The organism is Paenochrobactrum glaciei, assembly GCF_039522165.1.
Taxonomy (GTDB): Bacteria; Pseudomonadota; Alphaproteobacteria; order Rhizobiales; family Rhizobiaceae; genus Paenochrobactrum; species Paenochrobactrum glaciei.
Genome location: NZ_BAAADE010000001.1, coordinates 806,867 through 822,717, shown reverse-complemented (window position 1 = coordinate 822,717; position 15,851 = coordinate 806,867). Strand labels below are relative to the sequence as shown.

The window sequence follows — 15,851 nt, the reverse complement described above, 5'->3', positions numbered from 1 at the left end:
TATTATTGACCTTTCAGGCCCATTTGCCAGAAGCCGGCTTCCAATTTGGTGGCGGTGGCAAAAATACGACAAAGCTGCGGCCAGCGCGGGCTGGCTTCAAAATTGTCACCTAGTCGGTTGGCAACGGCGTGTTCCAGCAAATCTCCACCCAGCTGGCAAAGCGCTTGAAACTCTTCGCCTGCATAAGTGTCGATCCACTCCTGATAAGGGGTATCGTCTGCCTGTGTTGCGGCCAGTCTCAGGCCGATTTCGCCGTAGCCTAAGACGCATGGCAGAAGCGCTACCAATAGATCAAGGAAATCACCTGATTGTCCGGCATCCAGCACAAAGCGGGTATAGGCAAGGTTAGCCGCTTCTTCTTCAGCGTTGAACAGTTCTTCTTCGCTGATGCCTTCGCGGGCGCAAATCTTGATATGCAGAGGCATTTCCACATGGATAAGGCCGTTGACGGTTGCAGCTGAGTGTTTCATCTCCTGCAGACTGGTGGATTTTACTACACCCAGCGCCCATGCGCGGGAAAAATGGCGCAGGAATACATAATCCTGCACCAGATAATGCAGAAAAGATGCCTTTGGCAAAGTGCCGTCAGCCATGCCGCGCACAAAAGCGTGGTCGATATAGTCATTCCATTCCTGGCTTGCCGCCTCACGCAAAGCGCTAAAAGTTTTGGAGGAATAATCCGGCTTTGGCAGATTGTGGGATTTCAACATTACTGGTTCCTTTCCGCATTCACATCGACAGCAAATTTCTCGACGCCAAAGATTTCCGGCACAAGTTTGTGCTCAAAAAGAAAGACTTCCTGACGCTTGTAGCGGCCATAATCAAAAGCGGCAGGCGTGCGGGCAAAGCGCGGATAAGTGTCTTTCCAAGCGCGCTTGTTCAGCTCGTCTTTCAGTTCAGGACTATAAGAAACATAGGTTTCATAAGCCTGTTCCGGGTGATTGATGATATAATTGGCAGCCTTTTCGACAGCAGTTAAAAAGCGGCTGATTTTATCGGCATCATAATCACTTGCATTGGCGACATAGATCAGCTCGTCATAGGCTGGCACACCCTGTTCTTCGACGAAGAAACATTTGCCTTTCACGCCTTCAATATCCATCTGGTTCAACTCGACATTACGATAGGCACCAATCACTGCATCCACCTGTTTTGACATTAAGGCAGGAGAGAGCGAGAAATTGACATTGATCATTTCAACATCATCTTTGCTCATGCCGTGACGGCTCAAAATGGTGCTCATTACCGCTTCTTCAACGCCTGCAACCGAGAAGCCGATTTTCTTGCCCTTCAGATCAGTGATCTCATTAACTGAGCCATCATCGCGCACTGCTAAGCAATTGAGTGGTGTGTCCACAAGCGTGCCGACACGAATAAGCGGCAGGCCTTCATGCACATCCAAATGCAATTGCTGCTGATAGGAAACAGCGAGATCGGCCTGTTTTGCTGCCACTTGCCGCGATGGGGTGGCTGCATCGGCTGGTGCAATGATTTCCACATCAAGGCCGTTATCTTTGAAAAAACCAAGCTTGTCAGCGACAATAATCGGGCCGTGATCGGGGTTCACATACCAGTCGAGAATGAGGGATAATTTATCATTTGCCAAGGCGGTTGAAGCCATCATAGGGGCGTGCAGAACTGTGGCGCTCAAAAGCGCGGCAAAGCCAAATTTGCGGAACATTCTATCTCTCCGTTATTGAACTGAAGGGGATGGAGGTGAACTATCTCCGGCAGCAACAAGAACGATGTGGCCGGAAAAGACTTGTCGTAAGGCACTGGCTGCACGCCATGCCCGAAGGCCGGAGCGGCAGCACAAAGCAACACGTTTATCAGTGGCAAGATCAACGCGGTTTTCTAAGAGATCCTGTGTTGAATAACGCAAAGCATCATCACGCAGGTTTTGCGGTGTTTCGGTTGTATCGCGTAGTTCAATCAGCACATCATCGGGCAAAAGCTGTTCCGGCGCGATAAAGGCAAAGGGAACTTCTTTGGGCTCCGGTGCTTTGTCAAAGCGAAAGCTGCGGAAACCATATTGGCTTAAATTGACCGTCACCATCTGCCCCAAAGGCGAGGGCGACATATCTGTGAGCGCTGCAATGGCCATTTGCGCCTGAATGGTGCCGAGTGTTCCGACCAGTGGCCCCAGCACACCGGCGCTGGCGCAGGTGGCAAGGTTTTTCGGCAGATCAGGAAAGAGTGCGCGCACCGATGGCGCACCATTTTCAGCCGTGCCGCAATAGCCGCCGACATAGCCGCTTAATCCTAAGGCAGAAGCCGAGATCAGCGGTTTTTCCAGCCGTTTACAGGCATCAGACAGGATATAGGTCACCGCATAACTATCGGCGCAATCAAGCGCGATATCGGCGTCTTGCAACAGCACATCCACATTGGCGGGGGTGAGGCGCGTGGTTTTCGCCGTCACTGTCACCTCCGGGTTAAGATCATGCAGACGATCGCGGGCGGCTTCGGCTTTCTTGCGACCTAAATCCTTTTCGCCATAAAGCGGCTGGCGATGCAGATTGCTGCGTTCGATAATATCATCATCCACAAGCGTGATATGGCCAACGCCGGCGCCGACCAGATAATTGAGTGCCGGACAGCCAAGGCCGCCCGCACCAATGATGAGAACATGTGCATTTTCCAAGCGCTTTTGGCGCTCGATGCCCATCTCTTCCACAATGATCTGTCTGGCGTAGCGGCTCATTTTACATAAGCTTCCGTCAGTTTCAGCCATTCCTGCACGCGTTGTTCAGGGCTGGCATTGAGCGTGATATCAGTCACTGCCGCAACAATATCTGCACCATGTTCAAAAACACCGGTAGCGCGATCAAGGCTGATGCCACCAATGCCGACAAGCGGCATGTCTGCCACTTTATCTTTCCAGATACGGACACGTTCCAAGCCTTGCGGCTCCCAGATCATCTTTTTCAAAATCGTCGGATAGACGGGGCCAAGTGCGACATAATCAGGTTTAAGCGCTAATGCGCGTTCCAGCTCTTTTTCATTATGGGTGCTGACGCCAAGTTTGAGATTGGCTGCGCGGATGGCGGCAATATCAGCCTCATCCAGATCCTCCTGACCGAGATGGATGTAATCGCAACCTTCATCAATGGCGAGCTGCCAATAATCATTGACGATGAGCTGGCATTGATGCGCATCACAAATGGTTTTGGCAGCACGGATTTCTGTGCGCAATTCAGGTAAAGTTTTATCTTTGACGCGCAATTGCACCAGTTTAATGCCAAGCGGCACCAGACGTTCCAACCATTGAGCGCTGTCGAAAATCGGATAAAAAGGATGAAGTGCCATTTTAGAAAAATGCCTTTCCCATCAAAGGTGTGGAAGGAGCTGCCATGTCGCGCGGTTCAATCGGATCGGCTTCTACCGCCAGATGTCCCGCTTCAACGGCAAGCGCAAAGCTTTTGGCCATGCGAACCGGATCACCGGCCTTGGCCACGGCTGTGTTGAGAAGCACCGCGTCATAACCCAGTTCCATTGCCTGTGCAGCATGGGAAGGAACGCCGATACCGGCATCAACAATCAGCGGAATGTCGGGGAAATGTGCCCGCAAGGTTTTTAAAGCATAGGGGTTGTTGAGGCCGCGTCCCGAGCCAATCGGTGCGCCCCACGGCATCAGCACTTTGCATCCGGCTTGCAGCAGCTTTTCGGCAACGACCAGATCGTCGTTCATATAAGGGAAAACTTCAAAACCTTCATTGACCAGAATGCGCGCGGCTTCCACCAGCCCGAACGGATCCGGCTGCAATGTGTCCTGCTCGCCGATCACTTCCAGTTTGATCCATGATGTGCCAAAAATCTCGCGTGCCATTTGAGCGGTGGTAACGGCTTCGCGGGCTGTATGGCATCCGGCGGTATTGGGCAAAACATGCACGCCCAGTTCTTTGATCAATGACCAGAAACTTTGTCCCGCACGCTCAAACCCGCTTTCACGGCGTAGGGATACAGTGACAATATCTGTGCCCGATGCCTTGACCGCTTCGCCTAAAATGGCAGGCGAAGGATAAAGGGCAGTGCCCAATAGCAAACGGCTGGTGACTGTTTTGTCATAGAGTTTGAGCATGTCACCCTCCTTGCATCGGTGCCAGAACTTCAATCTGGTCACCGGCAGAAAGTGGTGTTTTCTCACGCATGTCAGCGCTGACAAATTCGCCATTGAGAGCGGTCGCTACCACTGCATCGCTCAAATCAATCTCAGCGAGTAATTCGTTTAAGTTGCTGGCGCTGGTCTGGTGGATTTGGCCGTTCAGAGAAATATTCATGAGGAGCACTCCATGAGCTCAGGCATGTTTTGCGGATTTTCCACCGCTTCACGCACCATTTTTGCTAAGCTTGGCGACATCAAAAATCCGTGCCGGTAAAAGCCGTTGACATAAAGCTTGGTGCCTTGGCGGCGTATTTTGGGCAAATTGTCGTTAAAGGCAGGGCGGGCATCGACGCCGGTTTCCAGCACTTCACTTTCAGCGAATGCGGGGTGCAGCGCATAGGCCGCGCCCAAAAGTTCCAAGGTGGAGCGCACGCTGATATGGGGGCTGGCTTCTGTTTCCAGCATCGTTGCACCCACCATATGCACACCATCCCCACGCGGCACGATATAGAGCGGAATGCGCGGATGCAGCAGCCGCACGGGGCGGGTGAGGTTAATGTCACGAGAGCGGATCATCAGCATTTCGCCTTTGACACCGCGCAGATCATTTAAATCGTCCTGCGCCCGAAGTCCGCGACAATCAATGGTCAGATCACTGTCGATTTTAATGGTGTCTGCATCGGTTCCAAGCTGAAAGCGCACACCCTTTTGACGCAAATTTTCGGCCAGTTCCGGTAAGGCGCGGCGCGGGTTGAGGTGGCCTTCATGCTCGAAAAACAGACCTTGGTTAAAGCGATTGCCAAGATCAGGCTCGAGTTCTTCAATGCGAGATGCTTCGATTAATTCATGATGGCTGGTGCGGCGCGAAAAACGGCGTAATTCGCTGGCATCGCGGGTGTGAGAAAGCACCAATGTGCCGCGTCGCTCAACGCCGCTGACATGGTTTTCCCACCAGTTGAGCGCTTGCTGGCCAAAGCGTACGATTTGTTCGGGTGCACTTTCGCCCTCACACCATGGCGCCAGCATACCACCGGCAAACCATGAGCAGGCATCTTCGCCAATGCGCTCACTGCGTGCAATCACTTGCACATCATGGCCTTGGGTATTGAGTTCAGCGGCAACTGTTAGCCCTGCCACTCCGGCGCCGATTATGGTGATTTTCATGGCGCTACCTGTGCAGAATTAGCCCACAAATCATAAAAGTGATGGACGGGCCCGTGACCGCTGCCGATCTTTAACTGATCGGCGGCCAAAATTGCCTGATGCAGATAATCATGCGCCTCCTGAAAAGCCTGAGCTAAATCTAGCCCGTATCCAAGCTTTGCCGCGAGTGCCGCCGATAATGTGCAGCCGGTGCCATGGGTGTTTTTAGTGTGGATGCGCGGGGCAGAAATGGCAAATGTCGGCTGATCTGGTGTGATGAGGAGATCGGTGCAAACCTCACCTTCCGCATGGCCGCCTTTCATCAAAACTGCTTTAGCACCTAAGCAAAGCAGTGCGCGGCCTTGTGCTTCGGCTTCCTCATCGCTTTGCGCTTCATCCATATCCAGCAGACAGGCAGCTTCGGGACGGTTCGGCGTTATCAGCGTTGCCAGCGGGATCAGTTTTTGACGCAATACATCAATGGCGGTTTCGCTGAGCAGGCGATTGCCGGATTTGGCTACCATCACCGGATCAAGCACGACCGGCCCTTGGAAGTGTTTCAACCCTTCCATCACGGTTTCAATGGTTTCGGGTTGCGAGAGCATGCCGATTTTTACCGCATCGACTTTCAGATCGCTAAAGACTGCATCCATCTGACCGCGAATGATTGTTGGTGTCATATCCATCACATCGCTGACACCGCAGGTGTTTTGCGCGGTGATCGCAGTGATGACACTGGCGCCATAGGTTTTAAGCGCGGAAAAGGCTTTCAAATCGGCCTGAATACCGGCGCCGCCGCTGCTGTCAGAGCCAGCAATGGTCACGCAGATCGGAACTGAACTGATAGTGGAAGATGTATCTAACCGTCTCGTCATGTCGTTTCTCTTCTCTGAACAGAAAGTGAAACATCATGACTGGCTGAAGCTTGTATTTTGCTTCTATTAGAAAATTTGCCTGTTGTTCAGACCAATTTCCATTACGCCCGTACGTGACGCGCCAAATTCCGTTCCCTACGCAGGTATTACCCGGATCAGGTTCAATGGGTTAGCGTTTGTCACGCCTCTCAGTCCTTCGACACCCCAACGAATATTTGCTGCCCTCATGAGTAGAATTTAAAATCAGATTGGTCAAGCCCGTGGTCAAAGCATCAAAATGCTTCAGAAATGCGCCCGTAATTTTTCTTCAAAAAAGCTCTTGACCTTCCAATGATGGGAAGGATTAATTTAAACGCCATGATGAACTGCTTATGCGGTTGCTTTTGATAATCACGATTGTGCTTGAAAGCGTTAATTGCATAGGCACAATGATGTGGCAGGGGATGTCCTATGAGCCAGAATAATGACAGACAGTTAGCAGGCAATGCCTTGTTAACAAAGTATAATTTCAATGTAGACGGCATGACCTGTGCCTCTTGTGTGGGGCGTGTGGAGCGTGCACTGACAGGCACTCAAGGTGTGGAAAAAGCAACCGTTAATCTGATGACGGAACGCGCCCATATTGAGGTGAGTGACAGCAAAATTACAGCAGATGATTTGGTCAAAATCATCGGTGGTGCAGGTTACAAAGCCGAGCTGATTGATGAACAAAAGCCGGTGGAAGCGCCGAAAAGCTCTGGTTGCGGCTGCGGCTCTAAAAAGGCTGCTAGTGCGCAAACATGTGAGTTCGAAGTCAAACCTGCTGCCGCTTCGGCAGCGACCGCAGCATCGCAAAAGTTTGACTTAAACATTGAAGGCATGACCTGCGCTTCTTGTGTCGGCAATGTTGAACGTGCCTTGCAAGCTGTTGAAGGCGTTGCATCAGCCAGCGTTAACCTTGCCACTGAGCGGGCGCAGATTATGGCTGACGGCGCGTGGGTAAACACGAACAAGCTGATTGAAGCTGTGGCAAAAGCTGGCTATCAGGCACGTGAAGCCGATGTTGCCGCCAAGCAATCTGCTGGCGAAATGCGCGCCCAAAAACGCGAAAAAGAAGCGCAAACCTTACAGCGTCAAACCTTACTTGCTGTGCTGCTGACCCTGCCGGTCTTCATTATGGAAATGGGTTCGCATCTGATCCCGGGCGTGCATATGTTGATTGATCACACAATCGGCATGCAAAATAGCTGGTATCTTCAGTTTGTGCTGACAACATTGGTGCTGTTCGGGCCAGGCTTGCGTTTTTTCAAGCTTGGTATTCCTGCACTTTTGAAAGCCGCACCGGACATGAACTCGCTGGTCGCGGTTGGTACACTGGCCGCCTGGGGCTTTTCAACGGTGGCTACTTTTATGCCTTCCGTTTTGCCTGAAGGCACGGTGAATGTCTATTTTGAAGCCGCAGCCGTCATTGTCGCACTGATCCTGCTTGGTCGTTATCTGGAAGCGCGTGCCAAGGGCAGAACCAGTGCGGCTATCAGCCGTCTGGTTGATTTGCAGGCGAAAACTGCACGCGTTTTGCGTAATAACAAGGTGGTTGATGTGCCGTTGGAAGATGTGCGCGTGGGCGACCATGTGCAGGTCAGGCCGGGTGAAAAAGTACCTGTTGACGGTAGTGTCATTGAGGGTTCTTCTTATATTGATGAATCCATGATTACCGGTGAACCGGTGCCGGTTGTTAAAGAAATAGGCGCGGAAGTGGTTGGCGGCACTATCAATAAATCCGGCTCTTTTACCTATCAGGCAACCAAAGTTGGCAGTGATATGGTGATCGCGCAGATCATCCGCATGGTGGAAGATGCGCAGGCCGACAAGTTGCCAATTCAGGCGATGGTTGATAAAGTTACCCGTTGGTTCGTGCCCGCGGTCATGGCTGCTGCTGTTATCACTTTTGTGATCTGGCTGATCCTTGGCCAGTCGCCAAGTCTGGGCTTTGCACTGGTGAATGCCATTGCCGTGCTGATTATTGCCTGCCCATGTGCGATGGGGCTTGCCACGCCAACATCAATTATGGTCGGCACTGGACGTGCAGCGGAAATGGGTGTGCTGTTCCGTCGGGGTGATGCGTTGCAACGTTTGCGCGAAGCATCCGTGATTGCCTTTGATAAAACCGGAACACTGACCTTGGGCAAACCTGTTTTGGCTCATTTTGAAACAGTTGCCGGACAGGATGAGGCAAAAATCCTGACCCTTGCAGCGAGTGTCGAGGCACGTTCGGAGCATCCGATTGCCGCAGCTGTTGTGCAAGCGGCAGAAGATAAAGGTCTTGTCTTAAAGGATGTGCAGAATTTTAACGCCATCGCCGGTATGGGACTGGTTGCAGATGTCGATGGTCAGCAGGTGGCCGTTGGTGCCGGTCGCCATATGGCTGCGCTTAATATTGACATCACACCTTTGGAAAAAGTAGCCGATCAGCTGGCTTCTCAGGGGCGCTCGTCGATTTATGTAGCGGTTGATGGCCAATTGGCTGCAATTCTGTCGATTGCCGATCCGCTCAAGCCATCAACGAAGCAAGCGATTGATGCGCTGCATCAGATGGGCTTGAAGGTGGCGATGATCACCGGTGACAGCCGCCACACAGCAGAAGCGATTGCGCGTTCCTTGTCGATTGATCATGTGGAGGCTGAAGTGCTGCCGGGTGGCAAAGTGGATGCTTTAAAGCGTCTGTCGTCTAAGGGTGAAGTGCTGGTCTTTGTCGGTGATGGCATCAATGATGCACCGGCATTGGCGGCTGCTGATGTGGGGATTGCTTTGGGCACCGGCACGGATGTGGCGATGGAAAGCGCTGATATTGTGTTGATGTCGGGTGATTTGCGCGGCGTTATCAATGCGCTGGCCGTATCACGCGCCACCATTCGCAATATTCGCGAAAACCTGTTCTGGGCATTTGCCTATAATATCGCGCTTATTCCGGTTGCTGCCGGTGTGCTTTATCCGCTGTGGGGCACATTATTATCGCCAATGCTGGCGGCTGGTGCGATGGCACTTTCCAGCATCTTCGTGCTTTCCAATGCGCTGCGTCTGCGCAAGGTTAAACCTGCATTGCAGGTTTAACCGACACAATTATGTTTTGGCTACGTTGCTGGCCAAATCATGCAAAATCGGACAGTCAGGGCGGTTATTGCCCTGACAGTTCTGCGCCAGATGGCGCAATGTATCCGCCATTTCGCGCAACTGTTCCATCTTCGCTTCCAGCTCCGCCACATGGGTGAGGGCTATTTGCTTCACATCGGATGAAGCGCGGCTGTGGTCTTGCCAAAGCGTCAGCAAATCTTTGATCTGATCAAGCGAGAAGCCCAAATCGCGACCGCGCCGGATGAAGCGCAATGTTTCCACATCCCGTTTAGAGTAAACGCGGTAGCCAGCCTCGGTGCGGCCAGCCTTTTCAATCAGCCCGACCGTCTCATAATGACGGATCATTTTGGCACTTATGCCCGACGCAGTTGCTGCTTGGCCAATATTCATCATGTTAAAGCTCCGTGGTTGTGCTATATATAGGGCATCTCCTTATCCCTTTCAAAAAATAATAATTGTGCATCATGCAACTACATGTTGACGTTCGTGCGCATTGGCTGTCTATATCTAGTGGTCAAGGTCTCTCGAATCGCAAGATAGAGAGATAATAGGGAATCCGGAAGAGATGGTGCTAACCGCCGCTTAAACCGGAGCTGCCCCCGCAACTGTAAAGCGGCGAGTTTTTGTTCTTACAGCATCGACCCGAAACCGGAATCGGTTTTCGAAAGGGTACGATGCGTAAATTTTAGATTAGAGCGTCCTTTATACGTCCTGTCGGACGCATGGCGCTCTAAGAAGTCACTGAGGATTATCCTTGGGAAGACGGACAAAAGCACCGACCCGCCAGCCAGGAGACCTGCCCTGACACGAAATGTTCTCCCTGGGCGGGGTGTCCCGGTGGTGTGCTGGCAACAGAGCAGGCATTAGCCTTGCGCTCTCTTTCATGCATGCATCCGTTTGACCTTGCCCCCAACAAAAATTGGGGTAAGCCAATGTCGACTTCTATCTCACGTGAGCCTGCTGACGGCGACGCTTTTTCTGTCGTAAACGCAGCTAATGATTCCGAACCGGGCTATCAGGTTATCCGTCGCAACGGATCAGTGACACCTTTTGCAGGTGATAAAATTGCTGTTGCGCTGCAAAAAGCTTTTCTTGCGGTCGAAGGCACCAGTGCTGCTTCATCGCGCCGTGTTCATGATGTGGTTGCCGAGCTTTCTGAAGCTATTGTTGCTGGTCTTACTCGCCATGCAACGGCAGGCCGTACTTTCCATATTGAAGATATTCAGGATCAGGTTGAGCTGGCATTGATGCGCGGTGGCCATCATAAAGTGGCGCGCGCTTATGTGCTCTATCGTGAAGAACGTGCGCGCGAACGTGCCGAACAAGTGGCACAAAATCCGCAGGCAATACCGCAATTGCAGATGAAGAGCGCCAGCGGTCAACTGGTGCCGCTTGATGAAGCTCGCCTCAAACATGTTGTAGAAGAGGCATGTGCAGGTCTGTCTTCAGTTTCATCGGAAGCCATTCTTACCGAAACAAAACGCAATCTTTATAGCGGCATCACACAGGATGAGCTGGCGCTTGCACCTATTTTGGCTGCGCGTACTCTGATTGAAACCGAGCCTGACTATTCCAAGGTCAGTGCCCGCCTTTTGCTGGATAAGCTGCGCCGTGAAGTGCTGACCTTTGTTGAAGGCTCCCCGCGCGAAGCAACCCACAAGCAGATGTGCGAGCTTTACCCGAACTATCTGAAATCCTACATCCGTGTGGGTATTGATGCCGATCAGCTTGATCCGGAATTGGCGCTGTTTGATCTTGATCGCATGGCCGCAGCCATTCAGCCGGATCGTGATCTGCAATTTGATTATTTAGGTCTGCAAACCCTTTATGACCGCTACTTCCTGCATGTTCAAAACAAGCGTTTTGAGCTGCCGCAAGCTTTCTTTATGCGTGTTGCCATGGGGCTTTCCTTACGTGAAGAAGAACGCGAAGCGAAGGCGATCGAGTTCTATAATCTGCTTTCAAGCTTTGATTTCATGGCTTCAACGCCAACATTGTTTAATGCCGGCACACGTCGTCCGCAGCTCTCTTCCTGCTTCCTGACCACTGTTCCGGATGATCTCGACGGTATTTTCAAAAGCGTTAAAGACAATGCGCTTCTGGCTAAATATTCCGGCGGACTGGGCAATGACTGGAGCCGTGTGCGCGGCCTTGGTGCACGCATCAAAGGCACCAATGGCGAAAGTCAGGGTGTTGTTCCATTCCTGAAAGTTGCCAATGATACGGCCATTGCGGTTAATCAGGGTGGCAAGCGCAAGGGTGCTGTCTGCGCATATTTGGAAACATGGCATATCGACATCGAAGAGTTTTTGGATCTTCGTAAAAACACCGGTGATGACCGTCGTCGTACCCATGATATGAACACGGCCAACTGGGTGCCTGATCTGTTTATGGAACGCGTGGAAAAAGACGGTGACTGGACATTGTTCTCGCCGGATGAAACCCCTGATCTGCATGATCTTTATGGTCCGGCCTTCAAATATGCTTATGAAGCCTATGAGCAGAAAGCGGCTAAAGGCGGCATTAAAGTTTACCGCACATTGAAGGCCAAAGACCTGTGGCGTCGTATGCTGACGATGCTGTTTGAAACCGGCCATCCTTGGATCACCTTCAAAGACCCGTGCAATATCCGTTCGCCGCAGCAGCATGCTGGCGTGGTGCATTCATCCAATCTCTGCACCGAAATTACGCTCAACACATCGAATGATGAAGTTGCGGTTTGTAATCTGGGTTCTGTCAATCTGGCAGCGCACACAACACCGGAAGGCATTGATCAGGCACGTCTGGAGCGCACTGTAGCAACCGCTATGCGTATGCTCGACAATGTGGTGGACATCAATTTCTATACCATTCCGGAAGCACGCCGCTCAAACCTGCGTCACCGTCCGGTTGGTCTGGGACTGATGGGCTTCCAGGATGCATTGCAGATTTTGCGTCTGCCTTATGCGTCGGATGAAGCGATCAAATTTGCCGATCAGAGCATGGAAGCCATTTCCTATCATGCGATTTCTGCATCCGTTAATCTGGCAGCAGAACGTGGCAGCTATCAGAGCTATGAAGGTTCGCTTTGGTCAAAAGGCATTTTGCCAATCGACTCTCTGCGTATGCTGTCTGATGCACGTGCTCATAATAATTTAGAGAGCATGAAGCTCAATTATGACGAAACACTGGATTGGAATGCTCTGCGCGAACGCGTCAAAACCATTGGTATGCGCAACTCCAACTGTATGGCAATTGCTCCGACTGCAACCATTTCCAATATTTGCGGCGTGTCGCAGTCCATCGAGCCTGCTTATCAGAATCTGTTTGTTAAATCGAACATGTCGGGTGACTTCACAGTGGTGAATGCCGGTCTTATCCGTGATCTGAAAGCCCGCGGTCTGTGGGACGAAGTAATGATCTCTGATCTGAAATATTTCGATGGCAGCATCGGTCAGATCGATCGTATTCCGGATGATCTGAAAGCACTTTATGCAACGGCTTTTGAAATCGACACAGCGTGGCTGATCGAAGCTGCAAGCCGTCGTCAGAAGTGGATTGATCAGGGGCAGTCGCTCAATCTTTATATCGCTAATCCAAGCGGTAAGAAGCTCGACGAATTGTATCGCCTTGCATGGTATCGCGGCCTGAAAACCACTTATTACCTGCGATCCCGCTCTGCAACACATGTGGAAAAATCCACATTGAAGGGTACGGATGGCAAGCTGAATGCGGTGTCTGCCGCACCGATGCAGAGCATTCCGGCATCCGATGTGCGCGCTTGTTCTATTGATGATCCAACTTGTGAAGCTTGTCAGTAATAGAAGTCGTTACCGGCCAGCACTTGGCCGGTAACGGGCTGATACTGATCACTTTTCTTTGTTTCATCCCTATTTGAAAGGGTTTTATAATGTCTAATCTCGATTGGTCAGAGACCGAAAAGAACAGCACATCTGTCGCCTCAGAGGCAGATTTGTCTGCCGATGCAACGGGTCTGGGCTCGATTGAGCGTAACGCGGCACGTGTAACGGTTGATGAAAAGCGCATGATTAATGCACGCGCTGACGTTAACCAGCTGCTGCCGCTGAAATATAAATGGGCATGGGAAAAATATCTGGCCGGTTGTAACAATCACTGGATGCCGACCGAAGTTTCCATGCAGGCAGATATTGCATTGTGGAAATCTAAAGACGGCCTGACCGACGATGAACGCCTGATGCTCAAGCGTAACTTAGGTTTCTTCGCAGCATCCGAAAGTCTGGTTGCAAACAATATCGTGCTGGCGATTTACCGTCACCTGACCAACCCTGAATGCCGCCAATATTTGCTGCGTCAGGCGTTTGAAGAAGCCGTTCATACCCATACTTTCCAGTATATCGTGGAAAGTCTGGGGCTTGATGAAGGTGAATTGTTCAACATGTACCGTGAGGTACCATCGATCACCGATAAGGCTGCATGGGCGCTTAATTACACCCGCAATCTGGACAATGCCGAATTTAAAACCGGTACACCGGAAGCTGACCGTGACTTCCTGCGCGATCTGATTGCGTTCTATGTCGTGTTTGAAGGCATGTGGTTCTATACCGGTTTTGCGCAGCTTCTGTCTCTTGGCCGCCGCAACAAGATGGTCGGTATTGCCGAGCAATATCAGTACATTCTGCGTGATGAATCGATCCATATGAATTTTGGTATCGACGTTATCAACCAGATCAAGCATGAGAACCCGCATCTCTGGACAAAAGAGTTCCAGGAAGAAGTGCGCGACATGTTGCGTGATGCGGCAGAACTGGAAGCAGCCTATGGCCGCGACACCATGCCGAACGGTTTGCTGGGGCTGAATGCTGCGCTTTGTGAGCAGTATATGCACTTCATCGCCAACCGTCGTTGTGCACAGCTGGGCTTGGAAGCCGTGTTCCCTGAAGCGGATAATCCGTTTCCTTGGATGTCGGAAACAATGGATCTGAAGAAGGAGAAAAACTTCTTTGAGACCCGTGTGATCGAATATCAAAACGGCGGCGCTTTGAACTGGGATTGATATTTATCGATCTGATTTGAATAAAGAAAAGCCCCGCCGGTCAGTTGATCGGCGGGGCTTTTTTTGGTCAGACTTGTTCGTCTGTGGGAGGAATTTTAAGCAATAAAGTCGCTCTGGGTGCCGTGCGCTTCAATGGCCTGTGCCAAACGCAACAATGCGTGGACATAAGCACCGGTGCGCAGTGAGAATTTTTTCTCTTTTGACAGTTCCCAGATTGCACGGCCTTCGCGTTCCATGATGCTCTGGAGGCGCTGATGGATTTCTTCCAAAGTCCAGTAATAGCCCTGCTTGTTTTGTACCCATTCAAAGTAAGAAACGGTTACACCACCGGCATTGGCCAGAATGTCAGGCAGAACAATCACGCCTTTTTTCGCCAGAATTTCATCAGCTTCAGCGGTGAGCGGGCCATTGGCCAGCTCGACAATCAGCTTGGCTTTGATGGTTGCTGCATTGCCTTCATGCACCATGTTTTCCATGGCGGACGGCACCAGAACATCACAATCAGCAGCCACCAGTTCAGCCGGTGTCATGGCCTTGTGACCATGCTGGCCAACGGTGGAAACAACTGACTTGCCTTCCGCTTTGGCAGCAAAGAGGCTTTTCAGGTTCAAACCTTCGGCGCACTGAACTGCACCTTCCGAGTCGGAAACAGCGGTGATCTTGTGGCCATCGGCGCTGAAAAGACGTGCCATATGCTGGCCGGCATTACCAAAGCCCTGAATGGCCACACGCAAATTGCTGGCAAGACCTAAATCACCAGCCAGATGACGCACGAGATAGTAGCCACCGCGTGCCGTTGCATCATCACGACCAAGCGAACCGCCCAGTGCCAATGGCTTGCCGGTGATCACTGCCGGTGAGTGCTGGTCGACGATTTGTGAATATTCGTCAGCCATCCAACCCATGATCATTGAGTTGGTATAGACATCCGGTGCCGGAATATCACGGTCTGGGCCCAGAATTCCGGCAAAGGCCTGAATATAAGCGCGGGAGAGACGTTCCAACTCAGCTTTGGACAATTTACGCGGATCAACCTGAATAGCACCCTTACCACCGCCATAAGGCAGGTTCATCACGGCGCATTTGAAGGTCATCCAGAAAGCAAGCGTCTCAACTTCTTCAGCTGTTGCATCCGGATGGTAACGGATGCCGCCTTTGGTTGGGCCGCGGGTATCATCATAACGGCAGCGCCATGCAAGGAATGATTTGCGTGATCCGTCATCCATACGGATCATCAAACGTACTTTCATGGTCTCGCGCGCGAATTTCAATTTTTCGATCACATCCGCGTCGATATTAATATGGCTTGCAGCCTCATCCAGCCGCACTAATGCATTTTCAAGAAGATTGTCCTGTGACACGAAATCACCTTTCTTGCGTATGGCGTTATGAAAATATATTTTTGGAACCCCTATATGCACTTTTACGCAACAAAAGGAAAGAAAAAAGGACAGCACTGTTGTCCTATTTTTTATTGTCAGTACTCATTTTTTAAATTTTTCTGAAATATTGTGTGATTTTCGCATCAGTCGAAATCATGACTTGTCCAAGCCAGATTTAATCAATCTGTCATGATTTATACAAAGCACTGTCATAATGGCTG

The 15,851-nt window shown here is 51.2% G+C and carries 13 protein-coding genes and 2 riboswitches; of the genes, 3 read left to right on the top strand and 10 right to left on the bottom strand.

The annotated features are described in order from the left end of the window. Positions 1-2 precede the first annotated feature (2 nt). Genes tenA through thiD form a run of 8 tightly spaced genes read right to left on the bottom strand, consistent with a single transcriptional unit; the run spans position 3 to position 6,123 of the window. Complete coding sequence (gene tenA / locus ABDZ76_RS03925; RefSeq protein ID WP_343801596.1) at positions 3-710, bottom strand: thiaminase II; 708 nt, start codon at positions 708-710, stop codon at positions 3-5. After that, positions 710-1,681 carry an ABC transporter substrate-binding protein gene (locus ABDZ76_RS03920; RefSeq protein ID WP_374844528.1) on the bottom strand — a complete coding sequence of 324 codons (972 nt, stop codon included), beginning with the start codon at positions 1,679-1,681 and terminating at the stop codon, positions 710-712. Before ABDZ76_RS03920 ends, tenA begins: the two co-directional genes overlap by 1 nt. A gap of 12 nt (positions 1,682-1,693) precedes the next feature. Continuing rightward, the gene (locus ABDZ76_RS03915; protein WP_343801593.1) at positions 1,694-2,704 is read right to left on the bottom strand and encodes a ThiF family adenylyltransferase; all 1,011 of its coding nucleotides are present in this window, start codon (positions 2,702-2,704) and stop codon (positions 1,694-1,696) included. Continuing rightward, entirely contained in the window at positions 2,701-3,309 is a 609-nt protein-coding gene (locus ABDZ76_RS03910) for a thiamine phosphate synthase (protein WP_343801590.1), read from the bottom strand. Before ABDZ76_RS03910 ends, ABDZ76_RS03915 begins: the two co-directional genes overlap by 4 nt. Before the next feature lies 1 nt (position 3,310). After that, positions 3,311-4,081: a thiazole synthase gene (locus ABDZ76_RS03905; RefSeq protein WP_343801587.1), complete on the bottom strand. Its 771-nt coding sequence runs from the start codon at positions 4,079-4,081 to the stop codon at positions 3,311-3,313. 1 nt (position 4,082) lies between these two features. Next, on the bottom strand, positions 4,083-4,280 hold the full coding sequence (gene thiS, locus ABDZ76_RS03900) for a sulfur carrier protein ThiS (protein WP_343801584.1): 198 nt from the start codon (positions 4,278-4,280) through the stop codon (positions 4,083-4,085). After that, complete coding sequence (locus ABDZ76_RS03895) at positions 4,277-5,269, bottom strand: FAD-dependent oxidoreductase (protein WP_343801581.1); 993 nt, start codon at positions 5,267-5,269, stop codon at positions 4,277-4,279. Before ABDZ76_RS03895 ends, thiS begins: the two co-directional genes overlap by 4 nt. Continuing rightward, the gene (gene thiD / locus ABDZ76_RS03890; protein WP_343801578.1) at positions 5,266-6,123 is read right to left on the bottom strand and encodes a bifunctional hydroxymethylpyrimidine kinase/phosphomethylpyrimidine kinase; all 858 of its coding nucleotides are present in this window, start codon (positions 6,121-6,123) and stop codon (positions 5,266-5,268) included. Before thiD ends, ABDZ76_RS03895 begins: the two co-directional genes overlap by 4 nt. 115 nt (positions 6,124-6,238) lie before the next feature. Then, positions 6,239-6,340: riboswitch (TPP riboswitch) on the bottom strand. A 233-nt stretch (positions 6,341-6,573) separates the two neighbouring features. On the opposite strand from thiD, the gene ABDZ76_RS03885 reads away from it, so the two are divergent. Continuing rightward, entirely contained in the window at positions 6,574-9,213 is a 2,640-nt protein-coding gene (locus ABDZ76_RS03885; RefSeq protein WP_343801575.1) for a heavy metal translocating P-type ATPase, read from the top strand. A 9-nt stretch (positions 9,214-9,222) separates the two neighbouring features. Here ABDZ76_RS03885 and cueR read toward each other — a convergent pair whose 3' ends face one another. Then, positions 9,223-9,624, bottom strand: coding sequence for a Cu(I)-responsive transcriptional regulator (gene cueR / locus ABDZ76_RS03880; RefSeq protein ID WP_343803023.1), 402 nt, complete (start codon positions 9,622-9,624; stop codon positions 9,223-9,225). Positions 9,625-9,734: 110 nt separating this feature from the next. Further along, positions 9,735-10,052: riboswitch (cobalamin riboswitch) on the top strand. 114 nt (positions 10,053-10,166) lie between these two features. On the opposite strand from cueR, the gene ABDZ76_RS03875 reads away from it, so the two are divergent. Together ABDZ76_RS03875 and ABDZ76_RS03870 are read left to right on the top strand one after the other, a co-directional pair. Then, entirely contained in the window at positions 10,167-13,034 is a 2,868-nt protein-coding gene (locus tag ABDZ76_RS03875; protein ID WP_343801572.1) for a ribonucleoside-diphosphate reductase subunit alpha, read from the top strand. 89 nt (positions 13,035-13,123) lie between these two features. Continuing rightward, complete coding sequence (locus ABDZ76_RS03870) at positions 13,124-14,248, top strand: ribonucleotide-diphosphate reductase subunit beta (RefSeq protein WP_343801569.1); 1,125 nt, start codon at positions 13,124-13,126, stop codon at positions 14,246-14,248. A gap of 95 nt (positions 14,249-14,343) precedes the next feature. On the opposite strand, the gene ABDZ76_RS03865 is transcribed toward ABDZ76_RS03870, so the two are convergent. Continuing rightward, positions 14,344-15,609: a Glu/Leu/Phe/Val family dehydrogenase gene (locus tag ABDZ76_RS03865; protein ID WP_343801566.1), complete on the bottom strand. Its 1,266-nt coding sequence runs from the start codon at positions 15,607-15,609 to the stop codon at positions 14,344-14,346. Positions 15,610-15,851 lie beyond the last annotated feature (242 nt).

Coding starts and splice junctions, on each gene's coding strand:
- tenA (WP_343801596.1), bottom strand. CDS start 710: ATGTTGAAATCCCACAATCTGCCAAAGCCGGATTATTCCTCCAAAACT.
- ABDZ76_RS03920 (WP_374844528.1), bottom strand. CDS start 1,681: ATGTTCCGCAAATTTGGCTTTGCCGCGCTTTTGAGCGCCACAGTTCTG.
- ABDZ76_RS03915 (WP_343801593.1), bottom strand. CDS start 2,704: ATGAGCCGCTACGCCAGACAGATCATTGTGGAAGAGATGGGCATCGAG.
- ABDZ76_RS03910 (WP_343801590.1), bottom strand. CDS start 3,309: ATGGCACTTCATCCTTTTTATCCGATTTTCGACAGCGCTCAATGGTTG.
- ABDZ76_RS03905 (WP_343801587.1), bottom strand. CDS start 4,081: ATGCTCAAACTCTATGACAAAACAGTCACCAGCCGTTTGCTATTGGGC.
- thiS (WP_343801584.1), bottom strand. CDS start 4,280: ATGAATATTTCTCTGAACGGCCAAATCCACCAGACCAGCGCCAGCAAC.
- ABDZ76_RS03895 (WP_343801581.1), bottom strand. CDS start 5,269: ATGAAAATCACCATAATCGGCGCCGGAGTGGCAGGGCTAACAGTTGCC.
- thiD (WP_343801578.1), bottom strand. CDS start 6,123: ATGACGAGACGGTTAGATACATCTTCCACTATCAGTTCAGTTCCGATC.
- ABDZ76_RS03885 (WP_343801575.1), top strand. CDS start 6,574: ATGAGCCAGAATAATGACAGACAGTTAGCAGGCAATGCCTTGTTAACA.
- cueR (WP_343803023.1), bottom strand. CDS start 9,624: ATGAATATTGGCCAAGCAGCAACTGCGTCGGGCATAAGTGCCAAAATG.
- ABDZ76_RS03875 (WP_343801572.1), top strand. CDS start 10,167: ATGTCGACTTCTATCTCACGTGAGCCTGCTGACGGCGACGCTTTTTCT.
- ABDZ76_RS03870 (WP_343801569.1), top strand. CDS start 13,124: ATGTCTAATCTCGATTGGTCAGAGACCGAAAAGAACAGCACATCTGTC.